Origin of the sequence: Flavobacterium sp. Root935, from assembly GCF_001429295.1 — a bacterium.
Lineage (GTDB): Bacteria > Bacteroidota > Bacteroidia > Flavobacteriales > Flavobacteriaceae > Flavobacterium.
Genome location: NZ_LMJL01000010.1, coordinates 252,164 through 264,706 on the forward strand (window position 1 = coordinate 252,164; position 12,543 = coordinate 264,706).

At 32.6% G+C, this 12,543-nt stretch carries 14 protein-coding genes and 2 tRNA genes; 6 read left to right on the plus strand and 10 right to left on the minus strand.

Annotation, left to right across the window (positions count from 1 at the left end):
* Window positions 1-2: 2 nt before the first annotated feature.
* Entirely contained in the window at window positions 3-863 is an 861-nt protein-coding gene (locus ASE40_RS12035) for a hypothetical protein (protein ID WP_057117209.1), read from the plus strand.
* A 291-nt stretch (window positions 864-1,154) separates the two neighbouring features.
* Here the strand turns inward: ASE40_RS12035 and rlmN are convergent, their stop codons facing one another.
* Entirely contained in the window at window positions 1,155-2,201 is a 1,047-nt protein-coding gene (rlmN, locus tag ASE40_RS12040; RefSeq protein ID WP_057117210.1) for a 23S rRNA (adenine(2503)-C(2))-methyltransferase RlmN, read from the minus strand.
* A gap of 318 nt (window positions 2,202-2,519) precedes the next feature.
* On the opposite strand from rlmN, the gene ASE40_RS12045 reads away from it, so the two are divergent.
* From ASE40_RS12045 to ASE40_RS12055, 3 genes are all read left to right on the plus strand, one after another.
* The gene (locus ASE40_RS12045) at window positions 2,520-2,918 is read left to right on the plus strand and encodes a hypothetical protein (protein ID WP_057117211.1); all 399 of its coding nucleotides are present in this window, start codon (window positions 2,520-2,522) and stop codon (window positions 2,916-2,918) included.
* Between the two features lie 112 nt (window positions 2,919-3,030).
* Window positions 3,031-3,672: an O-methyltransferase gene (locus tag ASE40_RS12050; RefSeq protein ID WP_057117212.1), complete on the plus strand. Its 642-nt coding sequence runs from the start codon at window positions 3,031-3,033 to the stop codon at window positions 3,670-3,672.
* Window positions 3,673-3,737: 65 nt separating this feature from the next.
* A complete protein-coding gene (locus tag ASE40_RS12055; RefSeq protein ID WP_057117213.1) occupies window positions 3,738-4,460 on the plus strand; it encodes a phytanoyl-CoA dioxygenase family protein in 723 nt (240 codons plus the stop codon).
* Between the two features lie 165 nt (window positions 4,461-4,625).
* Here the strand turns inward: ASE40_RS12055 and ASE40_RS12060 are convergent, their stop codons facing one another.
* The 7 genes from ASE40_RS12060 to ASE40_RS12090 form a co-directional block, all read right to left on the minus strand.
* Complete coding sequence (locus ASE40_RS12060; RefSeq protein WP_057117214.1) at window positions 4,626-5,189, minus strand: phosphatase PAP2 family protein; 564 nt, start codon at window positions 5,187-5,189, stop codon at window positions 4,626-4,628.
* A complete protein-coding gene (locus ASE40_RS12065; RefSeq protein WP_057117666.1) occupies window positions 5,189-5,536 on the minus strand; it encodes a twin-arginine translocase TatA/TatE family subunit in 348 nt (115 codons plus the stop codon). Before ASE40_RS12065 ends, ASE40_RS12060 begins: the two co-directional genes overlap by 1 nt.
* Before the next feature lie 153 nt (window positions 5,537-5,689).
* Window positions 5,690-7,933: a M1 family metallopeptidase gene (locus ASE40_RS12070; protein ID WP_057117215.1), complete on the minus strand. Its 2,244-nt coding sequence runs from the start codon at window positions 7,931-7,933 to the stop codon at window positions 5,690-5,692.
* 65 nt (window positions 7,934-7,998) lie between these two features.
* On the minus strand, window positions 7,999-8,505 hold the full coding sequence (locus tag ASE40_RS12075) for a DUF6702 family protein (protein ID WP_057117218.1): 507 nt from the start codon (window positions 8,503-8,505) through the stop codon (window positions 7,999-8,001).
* On the minus strand, window positions 8,502-9,257 hold the full coding sequence (locus ASE40_RS12080; protein WP_057117221.1) for a hypothetical protein: 756 nt from the start codon (window positions 9,255-9,257) through the stop codon (window positions 8,502-8,504). The genes ASE40_RS12075 and ASE40_RS12080 overlap by 4 nt, the downstream gene beginning before the upstream one ends.
* Window positions 9,247-9,876 (minus strand): carboxypeptidase-like regulatory domain-containing protein, encoded by a 630-nt coding sequence (locus ASE40_RS12085; RefSeq protein ID WP_241774363.1) that lies wholly within the window; start codon window positions 9,874-9,876, stop codon window positions 9,247-9,249. Before ASE40_RS12085 ends, ASE40_RS12080 begins: the two co-directional genes overlap by 11 nt.
* Before the next feature lie 85 nt (window positions 9,877-9,961).
* On the minus strand, window positions 9,962-10,732 hold the full coding sequence (locus tag ASE40_RS12090) for a carboxypeptidase-like regulatory domain-containing protein (RefSeq protein ID WP_057117224.1): 771 nt from the start codon (window positions 10,730-10,732) through the stop codon (window positions 9,962-9,964).
* Between the two features lie 162 nt (window positions 10,733-10,894).
* Between ASE40_RS12090 and pepE the strand changes: the two genes are divergently transcribed.
* Window positions 10,895-11,602, plus strand: a complete 708-nt coding sequence (gene pepE / locus ASE40_RS12095; RefSeq protein WP_057117227.1) for a dipeptidase PepE — start codon at window positions 10,895-10,897, stop codon at window positions 11,600-11,602.
* A 147-nt stretch (window positions 11,603-11,749) separates the two neighbouring features.
* On the opposite strand, the gene ASE40_RS22035 is transcribed toward pepE, so the two are convergent.
* Window positions 11,750-11,808: transfer RNA gene (locus ASE40_RS22035), tRNA-Gly, on the minus strand.
* A 109-nt stretch (window positions 11,809-11,917) separates the two neighbouring features.
* Window positions 11,918-11,975: transfer RNA gene (locus tag ASE40_RS22040), tRNA-Gly, on the minus strand.
* Window positions 11,976-12,104: 129 nt separating this feature from the next.
* On the opposite strand from ASE40_RS22040, the gene ASE40_RS12100 reads away from it, so the two are divergent.
* A complete protein-coding gene (locus ASE40_RS12100) occupies window positions 12,105-12,542 on the plus strand; it encodes a GNAT family N-acetyltransferase (protein ID WP_057117229.1) in 438 nt (145 codons plus the stop codon).
* The last annotated feature ends 1 nt before the right edge of the window (window position 12,543 follow it).

The window sequence follows — 12,543 nt, forward strand, 5'->3', positions numbered from 1 at the left end:
TTATGAAAACAAAATTTTTATTACTTAGCACTTGTATTACAATGTCTTTTTTCATCAGCTGTAATTCTGATGAAAAAACAAATGATGGATCTGCAAAAACGATTACGAACGAAGAAATTATCACAAATTCAAAAATCGATGCCTCTGTAGATGATGTTACCAATATTGCCGAAGATCAATTTAGCTCACAGATTAATATTAACGCAAAACCTGGCGGACCTATTAAAAACTTTCTGCCAAGCTGCGCTACCATAACAACAGTTTTAACCAATAATACTTGGACAAAAACAGTAGATTTTGGTGTTGAAGGCTGTACTTTGAATAACGGAAATACGGTTAAAGGAAAAATGATTGTTTCTTTTTCTAATGATTTTAGTTCGTCTACCCAAACTATAAGTTACACTTTTGAAGGATTTTACCATAACGGACGAAAACTTCAAGGAAGTAAAAGTATTGTGAGAACAATTAAAGAAACTAATTTGCTAGTGACAGCGCATCCTGTTTCTACAGCTTCAATTGATTTGACTATTACTTTTGATGACGGAGGCGTTTACACCAGAAAAGGAACTTTGATAAAAGAAATGACTTCTGGTTACGATACTTGGTTTGATTGGGATGATAACGTGTTTGTGGTTACAGGAAGCGGTACAACAACTTTTCCTAACGGCGATACTTACTCGGCAGAAATTACTACTCCTTTAGAGTTTAATGCTTTGTGTAGAAAATCTTTTGCTGTAAAAGGAATTGTTTCGATTACTAAAAACGGCGCTTCGGCAACTATAGATTATGGAAGCGGAGAATGTGATACTCTTGCAACAGTAACTAAAGATGGCGTTACAGAAGAAATAGATTTGAAAAAATAAAATCCTTTTTGCCCGAAAAAAAAGCATTAAGAACAAGATTGATCCTTGTTTTTAATGCTTTTTTTATTTGTGTTATTTTTCAAATGTTCCTACGGAACATATTTTCATTGTCATTATTTTTTTTCTACCGATGATATACTCCTACGGAGTATATCTGCTGAATATTTATTCGGTTTCTGTTTTTTGAGCAATGAAATATTCCTAACGGAATAATAATTTCAGCGAATATCTACTCTAATACTTTTTTTCTACCAATCAGATATTTCTAACGGAATATATTCTGGCGAATATTTATTCTGCTTCTTTATTGGCTAGCTGGCCGCATGCGGCGTCTATGTCTTTACCTCTGCTTCGTCTTACTTTTACAACTATTCCGATATTCTCTAATGCTTTAATATAAGCAGCAATAGACTCTTCTGAAGCTTGCTGGAATTCGCCGTCATCAATTGGGTTATACTCAATCAAATTGACTTTGCAAGGCACATATTTACAGAATTTTACTAATGCATCAACTGAAGCTTTATCGTCGTTAATTCCTTTCCACACTACATATTCATACGAAACTTTGCTTTTGGTTTTTCTGTACCAATATTCTAAAGCTTCACGTAAATCTTTTAAAGGGAAATTTTTACTGAATGGCATGATTCTCGCGCGAGTTTCGTCAATTGCAGAATGTAGTGAAACTGCTAATTTAAACTTCACGTCATCATCTGCCATTTTTTTGATCATTTTAGGAATTCCAGAAGTCGAAACCATAATTCGTTTTGGAGACATTCCTAAACCTTCTTCAGAAGTAATCATATCAATTGCTTTAATGACATTATTGTAATTCATTAAAGGCTCTCCCATTCCCATAAAAACGATATTCGAAAGTGGATGATTATAGTACAAACGGCTTTCTTTATCAATAGCCAGGACCTGGTCGTAAATTTCGCCTGGTTGGAGATTTCGCATTCTTTTTAATCTTGCTGTAGCACAGAAATTACAATCTAAACTGCATCCTACTTGACTAGAAACACAAGCTGTCGTTCTCGTGTCTGTTGGAATTAAAACAGATTCAACAACAAGTCCGTCATGAAGGCGCACAGCATTTTTTACAGTTCCGTCGCTGCTTTTCTGCATCGTATCCACTTTGATATGATTGATCACAAAACTGTTTTCAAGCATAGATCTTGTAGTCTTCGCTACATTTGTCATATCTTCAAAACTGTGAGCACCTTTGCTCCACAGCCATTCATAAACCTGATTTCCGCGAAAAGCTTTATCTCCATTTTCAACAAAAAAATCGCGAAGCTGCTCTTTTGATAAGGCTCGTATGTCTTTTTTCTCCATTTGCATGCTGCAAAGTTAATCACTTTTGTCATTTTTTACCTCTTTTTAGTGCATTCTTAACAAGAACTCAAAAACAGTGAAGAAAATCAGGGCAAATTCAAGTATAATTAAATTCTTCATTCTTTATATAAAATTTATAACGACTAAAATTTTTTCGCCATAAAAAAATCGAACGCCAAGCTAAAAAGTCAAAATTTGGCACAAGAATTGTTTTGCTCTCAAAAGAAAAATAATCTTACAAAGAGCTCAATCATTTTAAAATTTGTACTTTTATTTTTCAGCCATATAACCTTTAAGTTTTATCAACCTAAAAAAAATGTAATTATGAAAAAACAAATTTTAAGCTTAGCTGTTGTAGCTTTATTAGCATTTGCTGTTCAATCTTGTGAGAAAAAAGAGCCTAAACCAGCAGAAGAAGAATTAACTCTTGGAAACAAGGTTGACTCATTAACAACAGATATTAAAGAAGTAACAGACACTGCAGTTAGTAAAGCCGAAAGCGCTGCTGCAAAAGCGAAAGATGCAACAGAAAATGCAGCAAGCGACGTAAAAGATGCAACTAAAAAAGCTGCAAATGATGTTGAGAACGCTGCAAAAAAGACAGCAACTGATGTAAAAGACGCTACTAAAAAAGGTGCAGAGAAAGTTGAAAACGCAGCAAAAGCAGCGAAAGACGGAACTGTAAAAACAGCAAAAGAAGTAAATGAAGCTTTGAAAAAATAAATTTCATCTAAATCTAAATTGAAACCATCTGCCAAAGCGGATGGTTTTTTTATGCAAAAAACTACGCCGATATTTTTTGTACTTTTGCTTCAAAATTACAAGATATTACAACATGCATTTCATATCACAAGAATTAGAAGATTATATCGAACAGCATTCTGAAAATGAACCAGAATTGTTAGCCAAACTCAATAAAGAAACTTACCAAAAAATACTTTTACCGAGAATGTTAAGCGGTCATTTTCAAGGACGTGTTTTAAGCATGTTGTCTAAATTGATTCGTCCGGTAAATATTCTTGAAATTGGAACTTACACAGGTTATGCTGCCTTATGCTTATGTGAAGGCATGCAGGAAAATGGTCAATTACATACTATCGATATTAAAGAAGAATTAGTTGATTTTCAGCGAAAATACTTTGATGCATCTCCTTGGGGAAACCAAATTTTTCAACATTTAGGCGAAGCTGTAAATATTATTCCAGATTTAGATGTAAAATTTGATTTGGTCTTTATTGATGCTGATAAGGAAAATTACCTCAATTACTGGGAAATGATTGTTCCAAAAATGAACAAAGGCGGCATTATTTTGTCTGATAACGTTTTATGGAGCGGAAAAATCCTCGAACCTGTTCATCCAAATGATGTAAGTACAAAAGTTCTTTTGGAATATAATCAACTCTTAAAAGATGATCCAAGAGTCGAAACAGTTTTACTGCCAATTCGTGATGGATTGACGGTTTCGAGAGTGTTGTAGATTTTTAAGATGCTAAGAGACTAAACTTTTTCGTTTATTTATCTGTCATTAAAATTAGTTTTCAAATGAATAATTCAAGAGAAATATATTCTGAAGGTTTTACAATAATAAATAATGTTTACGCTGAAAAAGAGATCGATAAACTAATTTCATTAATTGAAAATAAAACCAAAAATGATTCTGACAATGCTACTTTTAGAAAGTCTCAAGATTTATTTGCTATTAGACAGTTTCACAAAGAAATACCTGAGATATTAGACTTTATTTTTAATGAAAATTTAAAAAAAATTATTGAATCTAATTTTGGAAAAGGATATTTCATAACCAAATCCATATATTTTGACAAGCCTGAAAAATCAAATTGGTTTGTGGCATATCATCAAGATTTGACCATTTCTGTTGACCAAAAAATTGAGGTTGAAAATTTTGAGAATTGGACTTTAAAACAAAATCAATTTGCTGTTCAGCCTCCTAAAGAAATTTTAGAAGATAATTTCACGATCAGAATTCATATTGATAAAACTACAAAGAATAATGGAGCTTTAAAAGTGATCAATAATTCGCATTCGAAAGGAATTCTGAGAATTGAAAACCTAAATTTTGAGACTGAAAAAGAAACGATTTGTGAAGTTGAAAAAGGCGGAATAATGATCATGAAACCATTATTATTTCATGCTTCGAATAAAACTACAAATAACGAACGAAGAAGAGTTATTCACATAGAATTCAGTAGACAACAACTTCCCGAAGGATTAGATTGGAGTGAAAAAATGATTTATAAAAATTAATTCATATATTAAAAAAAGAAAAAGGCTTTAGCGAAAATACAGTAAGTATTTGGCTAAAGCCTTTTTCTTTTAAACCTAATTATCTTCAGCTAAGGATAGAATTCATATAATTTTAAGAACTCAGTCTCGGGATAGTTCCTTAGAATTTGAGAACCTTAAAAAGAACTATCCTGGGAAATATTGCGGTTTTAATTTTCTATACACTAAATAAAGTAAAGATCCAAAAAGCGCTCCGAAGAAATACCCTGCTAGAATATCACCAGGATAATGCAATCCTAAATAAATACGGCTGTAAGCGAAAATTAGAGGCCATAAAAATAAGAATCCAAAATATTTGAAGTGACGTTTTAAAACTAAAAACAAGAAAGTTGCAACCGCCATTGTATTTGCCGCATGTCCAGAGAAAAAACTATAGGATTGTCTAACCTGTACGATTCGAATAATCGAAGCTAAATCTGGATTATTACAAGGACGTAATCGTTGAAAAGTGTGTTTGAACAAATTGCAGGTTTGATCTGTAAAAGCAATCAAAACTGCTATAAAAAGCAATAGATACAAAGTTTGTTTTCCTCCTATTTTTTTATAAATAAGAAAAAACAGTAATAAGAAAAATGGTGTCCAATACAACTGATTGGTAATGAAAAGCCAAAATTTATCGTATGTTTCAGAACCAAGTCCATTAAGATATATTAATAGATTTGTATCTAATTCCTGTATTTTTTCAAGCATTATCTTTGGCGTTTAATAGGTCCGGAAATGGTATCAATATCTTCTTTTACTTTGTCGATTTCATTGGCTGTATCTCCTAAGAGACTTCCATTTTCTCCAAGTATATTAGATTTTGCATTACTAATTTCTGCATTAATATTTCCAGTAATATCCGTCAAAGATTTAGAGTCAAGACCATTAGCCTCTGCTCCCTTTTGAATTTCACTTTTAATATCATTAGTCGCATTTTTTAATTGAGCCATAGCTTTACCCATCGTGCGTGCAATTTCTGGTACTTTATCAGAACCAAAAAGCATTAGTACAATAAACAGTATAAAAACTAATTCTCCTCCTCCTATACCAAACATAACTTTTATTTTTGTTGTCGCAAAGATATTAAATTTTGCAGCGTAGAGTTTTAAAATTAACTTAAAAAGTCCTTTAAAATGTATTTTAATAAAAAAGAAAAAGTTCATCAAGCTTTTACAAACATGATGAACTTTTAATTATCATTTATTAGTTTAGTCAAATTTTGACTTTGTCTCAACTTTTGGCCAAGAATTATTAGTAACATCGATATCTGCTGTTAACAGTTTTGGATCGACTTGAATACTCTTAATTGCTTTTGTTGTAGCATACACTTTTTTAGCCGTTTCGTTACTTTTTCTCCAGATTTGTGCTGGATATTGGTAACTATCTTTAGAACCGTCTTCATAAGTAATCTCAACTAAAATAGGCATAATCATTCCGCCTGGTTTGTTGAATTCAACTTCGTAGAAGTATTTAGGCGATTTGATACTAGCTTTTTCTTCAGCAGTAAAAGTCTGATCTACATAATCTGCCAAAGGCTTGAAATCTTCAATTTTTAAAGCTTTTTTCTTTGATTGATTAACTTCTGCATTATCTCCAGAAACTAAATAAACAAAAGGTCCTTTTTCATATCCAAAACGTCCTTTTCTTACTTTGACATCCTTAATATCTGCAGTTGGAGTATCTGAAACATAATATTGTTTTACATCTTTAATTCCGATATCTACAAAATCTGTTGAATAAAACCATCCTCTAAAGAACCAGTCAAGATCGACTGCCGAAGCATCTTCCATAGTTCTAAAGAAATCTTCAGGCGTTGGGTGTTTGAATTTCCATCTGTTTGCATACGTTTTAAAAGCATGATCAAACAATTCTCTTCCCATAACCACTTCTCTTAAAATATTAAGACCCGTTGCTGGTTTTCCGTAAGCATTATTTCCAAATTGGTGAATTGTCTCTGAATTCGACATAATTGGCTCCAAAAACTTTTGATCTCCACTCATGTAAGGAACAATATTTTTTGCTGGTCCTCTTCTCGAAGGGAAATTTGGATCTAATTCCTGCTCAGCTAAATACTCTAAAAATGAATTTAAACCTTCATCCATCCATGTCCATTGACGTTCATCAGAATTTACAATCATTGGAAAGAAAGTATGTCCAACTTCGTGAATAATAACACCAATCATTCCGTTTTTAACTTCTCTGCTTGTTACGCCATTTTCGTCAGGACGACCGTAGTTCCAGCAAATCATTGGATATTCCATTCCTTGATCTTCCGCAGAAACTGAAACTGCTTTTGGATAAGGATAATCAAAAGTATGAGATGAATAACTTTTTAAAGTATGAGCTACAACCATTGTAGAAGTTTCTCCCCAAAGTGGATTTGCTTCTTTTGGATAAACAGATTCTGCCATAACAGTTCTGTTGCCAATTTTAACAGCCATTGCATCATAAATGAATTTTCTTGAAGAAGCAATTCCAAAATCACGAACATTTTTAGCACTGAATTTCCAAGTTTTTTTCTTTTCAGAAAAACCTTTTTCAGCAGCTTCCGCTTCTGCCTGCGTTACAATAACCACTGGTTTATCAAATGATTTTTGAGCCTGCTCGTATCTTTTTACTTGTTCTGCCGTAAATACTTCGCTTCTGTTCATTAATTCTCCTGTAGCATCTATTACGTGATCTGCAGGAACAGTAATATTTACATCAAAGTTCCCAAAAGGAAGAGCAAACTCTCCGCTTCCCCAAAACTGCATATTCTGCCAGCCTTCAACATCATTATAAACTGCCATTCTTGGATAGAATTGAGCAATTACATACAGCTTGTTTCCGTCTTTTTCGAATAGCTCATATCCAGAACGACCGCCTTCTTTTCTATAATTATTGATATTGTACCACCATTTTATTGAGAAAGAGATTTTTTCTCCTGGTTTTAAAGGTGAAGACAAATTAATACGCATCATTGTTTCGTTGATGGTATATGACAATGCATTTCCTTTAGCATCTTTAACTTGCTCAATATTAAAACCGCGCTCTAAATCTTTTTTCAAATATTTAGACGAAAAACCATCTAGAGGTAAAACCTGATTGATTTTTTCACCTTCTGCTAATGAAGTTTGTCCATTGGCTCTTGCTTGATTTTGATCCAGCTGCACCCATAAATACTCTAAACTATCTGGCGAATTATTCGAATAAGTTATAGTTTCAGATCCGCTTAATCTTGAATTTTTATCGTCTAATTCAACATCAATTTTATAGTCGGCCTGCTGTTGGTAGTAAGCTGGTCCTGGAGCTCCAGAAGCTGTACGAAACATATTTGGAGTTGCCAGCAAATCGTACATCTGGCTAAATTTATTGGTATCGTATTTTCCCTGCTGTCTAACAGGCGTGGTTGTTGCTTTTTCCTGTGCAACTAACATTGCAGGAAAAAGTAATAATAATGAAAGTTTTTTCATAAAAATCTAATGGTAATTTATCAGGCTGTGAAAATAGCAATTAAAATAATAATTCTAGAAATCCATTAATACTTTAACACTTCTTTTCTTGAAGATTCTGTAAAAAGAACACTTCTTTTAGTATCAAAAGCTGAAATATGTGTAATGTTTTGTTGTTCTGCATTCCAATCTACTAAAAGAGTGTTTGAAATTTCTAATGTTTTAAACTTCTCCACATCTTTAATCCTTGAGTAACAAACTAAAACATCATCTGCTTCTACTTCTTTAGATAAAAAAGTTATTGCTTTTGGCTGCCCATTTACTTTGATCAAAAAATTTTCTGAGAGATATTTTTTTAATAAGTCAATATCTGCCTGCGTTTCTTTGCTTGTGCCAACGAATGTTTTTTTGTGATACTTCTTTTCCATTGCATTGTTCAAATCATCAATAAAAATGCGGGAAGTAATCTGCAGCATTTTTTTTTCGGCAGCATAATTTACTTGAAAAACCCCAACATAAAATTTATGAAAAGTAAATGCAGATGATAATACAAACAAAACTGCCAGAAGACAGTAAACTAATTTATTTTTCATTTTTGAACAGCAGCAGCTTTCTTAAATTCTTTATTCTTATTCACCATAAAATCCATTAACTGGAATTTTTCATCAGGCTCTAAAAATTGTTTCGAAGCTGCATCATTAGAGCAATACATCAAAAACAATTCTATTTCATCTTCTTTAAGTCCGAGAGTTTTGGTATAGAAATCTTTTGTAAAATTATCTTTAGCATATTCTACAAAAGCAATATCCGTAACCTCTTCTTCTTTTACATCTTCTTTTTTGCTTAAAAGCTTTTTAACATCTTTAAAAATTCGAACAAAGTCCATTCCATATTTAATGGTTTGATCAGAGAGCATTGCTGTGTTTTTGGCTGTCGATTGCTTGTCATCTTCAAACTGCATATCCACTATTCCCTGTGAACCACCTTGCAATGATTTTACTTTTAATTCTTTGTGAACAACAACTTCTTTAAGCTGATTATTCACCAAATCAAGTTTTATTTTAAAAAGAACCTCGGCACAATCTTTTTCTGTCAGAACAATTTTTTTGGATTGAAATGCCAAACCAGAAAACAACAAAGTGTCTTTTGGGCGAGCCATAATATCAAATAAACCACCTGCACCGATAAATGTTCTTACATTTGCATTAATATTCATTACATAGCCACTTTCTATCGCTAGAAAATCATTTATTACTTGACCATGTAATGGCTTTCTTGAACCGTTTTGCCCTAATACAATTTGACAAAATAAGCAGACAACGAGTACTCCTAATTTATTTTTCATTTTCGAGAATTGTTAGATATTTTCTTGCTAGATCTGTGATTAAAAACATACTCATTGTTTTGTTTTTAGTATTCAAAGATACAGCAAATTCAGCATCTTCCACACAAAATAATTGAAATCCTTTTATATAATCCACAGGTATTTTCAATCTTTCGGTATAATAATTCTCGTCAAAAAGGTATTCTAATTTTCTAAAAAGGGCTTCTTTTTTCTCAACATTGACCTCTTTTTTCAACATTGCAGTCCGGCCAGAAATCGCATTTAAAAGCTTATCAACCGAAGTCGAAGTTGCAGTATAAACTTTTCGTTCAGCAGGCGTATATTTTTTCTGTCCGTACGGAATAATACCTAAATTTTCGGCAGTAATATTGGCATTTTCATTTACAACAACCTCTCTCAGCTCCACCTCTTTTGCGGTCATTTTAACAACCAGTAAATTAGACGCCAAATCCTCTGTTGTAATCCTGCGCTTAAGCGGATCTAAATTCACAGCAGAAAAGACCAAAACATCTCCTTCTCTTACTGCAATCGAAAAATTACCATCAGAATCTGAAATTGTTGCAACCTGAGTTGTATTGTTAATAATATTTACTCCCTCAATCGGTGTTGATTGTTCCATTATTTTACCTAACAACTCTTTAGAATTGTTTTTTTGCCCAAAACCAATCTGAACAAAAATCAAAAGCATTATAACAGTTATTTTTTCACTTATTTTCACTCGCAATTATTTCTTTATACTTTGCCGCTAATTCCCCTAAAAGAAATTCGGTAGAAGTTTTGTTTTTAGAATTCAAAATGACGGTAAATTTTTCATTTTCCACAGCATAATATTCAAAACCTTTTACATATTCTGCCGGAATTTTTAAGCGGTCAATAAAATGATCCAAACTAAACATATTCTCCAGAAGTTTCATAAAAAATTCTTTTTTCTCTACTGCCACTTCTTTTTTAAGCATTGCCGTTCTTCCCGAGAAGAAATTTAACAGCGGATCTGCAGAAATAGATCCGCCAGCCATTGTTCCAGCATTTGCTGTAGCATTCAAAGCGGTTGCTGTTTTTAGTTTTCGCTCGGCTGCTGTATATTTTTTTTGGCCTTCAGGAATTATTCCTAAACTTTCTGCATTAATATTATCATATCGTTTTATCACAACTTCTTGCAGCTGATACATTACCATAGTAAGCTTAACCGCAAAATTAAGATTGGTAAAATCCTCAGGTTTTAGCATAATTCTTTTTTCTTTAAAACTTATAGAAGAAAATACTAATACATCATCGGCTTTTGCCAAAATCGAAAACGATCCAGACGCATCTGTTGTTACTGTTTCTTCTGTCTGAGCATTAATCACATGAACGCCTTCTAAATCTGAGGTATTAGAGGCTATTTTACCATTTAAAACAGAACGATCTTGGACTTGAGACAAGCACGCCTGCCCTACCATCACAACAATTAAAAAACAAGTAATTTTCTGAAACAAAATGAAATAAATTAAAAATATTCTTAAAAGGTAAAAATATCTTAATATCCTCCAAATTTAGTATTAACGACTTGGTAAATATATGTTAATTAAAACCATAAAAATTTATGCTAAAAGAGAGTTTTTAATACCTTTAGCAACAAAATTTGAGTTAAAAAAATTATGAAAAGCATTATTATTGCCAGCACATCTACTCTACACGGAAGCAAATACTTAGAATATCTTTTACCTGCTTTAAAAGAGCATTTTAAAGACTGCAAAACAATTTTATTTATTCCTTACGCACGACCTGGTGGCATTACGCATGAAGAATACACGCAAAAAGCTGCCGAAGCATTTGCATCAATTAATATTGAGGTTAAAGGGATTCATGAATTTGAAAATCCGCAAGATGCTGTAAAAAATGCAGAAGGAATATTTACTGGCGGAGGGAATACTTTTTTACTAGTTACTCAGTTGTACAAAAACAATATCATGCAGTTACTCTCTGAAACTGTAAAAAACGGAACTCCATATTTAGGCTCAAGCGCCGGAAGTAACATTTGCGGTTTATCAATGCAGACTACAAACGATATGCCTATTATTTACCCGCCAAGTTTCCAGACTTTAGGATTAGTTCCTTTCAATTTAAATCCGCATTATTTAGATGCCGATTTACAATCTAAACACATGGGAGAAACTCGCGAAACAAGAATTAAAGAATTTCATGCGTTCAATTCGATTCCGGTTTTAGGATTAAGAGAGGGAAGCTGGCTGGAAGTTAAGGGAGAAAAAATTACCCTAAAAGGCGATTTGAAAGCGAGACTTTTCAAGAAAAACGAAACACCACAGGAATTAGAAACCGAAAGTGATTTGAGCAACTTAAAATAAAATTCCAATATTTAAATTTCAAATTCCAAATATTTAGCATTTGTCTCTTTTTAAACTTGGAATTTGGAATTTAAAACATTGTAATTTGCGTAATTGCATAAAAACAAAAAAGCCTCAAACAATGTTTGAGGCTTTTCAAGAGCGAAAGACGAGGCTCGAACTCGCGACAACCAGCTTGGAAGGCTGGAGCTCTACCAACTGNAACAGGGTGCAAATATAAATAATTTAATCTTTAAAAAAAACTAAAATCAAAAATTATTTACTTTTGACAAAAAAAAACGAAATCTAAAAGATTCTGTTTTTTTTAGAGCGAAAGACGAGGCTCGAACTCGCGACAACCAGCTTGGAAGGCTGGAGCTCTACCAACTGNGGTGGTGCAAATATAAAAAGAAAGTTCAGTTCAAAACAAGCTTTTTCGCAAAAAAAATCAATAAAAATCAACAATTATTTATAACTGATTTAAAATTAAAAAGTTATAAATCCAATATTTTTCAAAAAAATCATGATTACAATTAAAGAAATTACATCAAAAGAAACTTATGCAGTACGTCAACCCGTTTTAAGAAAAGGAAAACCTATAGAAAGCTGCATCTTTGAAGGAGATGATCTGGAGACTACGCATCATTTCGGACTATTTGATAATGAAAATTTAATAGGAATTATTTCCTTGTTTAAGAAAATCAACACTATATTTGCCGAACAAAATCAAGCACAAATTCGAGGGATGGCCGTTTTAGAAACGCATCAAAAAATGGGATTTGGCGAAGCTTTGGTTAGACATTGTGAAACCTACTGCAATGAAAACAAAGTTGATTTGATTTGGTTTAACGCCAGAACAGCTGCTGTTGGTTTTTATCAAAAAATGAATTATCACCCCCTAGGTAAACCATTTGATATTAAAGATGTTGGCGAACATTATTTGATGTTTAAAAAATTATAAT

Excerpts from the sequence above, each read along its gene's own strand:
- ASE40_RS12060 (WP_057117214.1), bottom strand. The coding sequence starts at position 5,189 with ATGCTTGAAAAAATACAGGAATTAGATACAAATCTATTAATATATCTT.
- ASE40_RS12035 (WP_057117209.1), top strand. The coding sequence starts at position 3 with ATGAAAACAAAATTTTTATTACTTAGCACTTGTATTACAATGTCTTTT.
- rlmN (WP_057117210.1), bottom strand. The coding sequence starts at position 2,201 with ATGCAAATGGAGAAAAAAGACATACGAGCCTTATCAAAAGAGCAGCTT.
- ASE40_RS12055 (WP_057117213.1), top strand. The coding sequence starts at position 3,738 with ATGAATAATTCAAGAGAAATATATTCTGAAGGTTTTACAATAATAAAT.
- ASE40_RS12080 (WP_057117221.1), bottom strand. The coding sequence starts at position 9,257 with ATGAAAAATAAATTAGGAGTACTCGTTGTCTGCTTATTTTGTCAAATT.
- ASE40_RS12050 (WP_057117212.1), top strand. The coding sequence starts at position 3,031 with ATGCATTTCATATCACAAGAATTAGAAGATTATATCGAACAGCATTCT.
- ASE40_RS12100 (WP_057117229.1), top strand. The coding sequence starts at position 12,105 with ATGATTACAATTAAAGAAATTACATCAAAAGAAACTTATGCAGTACGT.
- ASE40_RS12075 (WP_057117218.1), bottom strand. The coding sequence starts at position 8,505 with ATGAAAAATAAATTAGTTTACTGTCTTCTGGCAGTTTTGTTTGTATTA.
- pepE (WP_057117227.1), top strand. The coding sequence starts at position 10,895 with ATGAAAAGCATTATTATTGCCAGCACATCTACTCTACACGGAAGCAAA.
- ASE40_RS12085 (WP_241774363.1), bottom strand. The coding sequence starts at position 9,876 with ATGGAACAATCAACACCGATTGAGGGAGTAAATATTATTAACAATACA.
- ASE40_RS12065 (WP_057117666.1), bottom strand. The coding sequence starts at position 5,536 with ATGTTTGGTATAGGAGGAGGAGAATTAGTTTTTATACTGTTTATTGTA.
- ASE40_RS12070 (WP_057117215.1), bottom strand. The coding sequence starts at position 7,933 with ATGAAAAAACTTTCATTATTATTACTTTTTCCTGCAATGTTAGTTGCA.
- ASE40_RS12045 (WP_057117211.1), top strand. The coding sequence starts at position 2,520 with ATGAAAAAACAAATTTTAAGCTTAGCTGTTGTAGCTTTATTAGCATTT.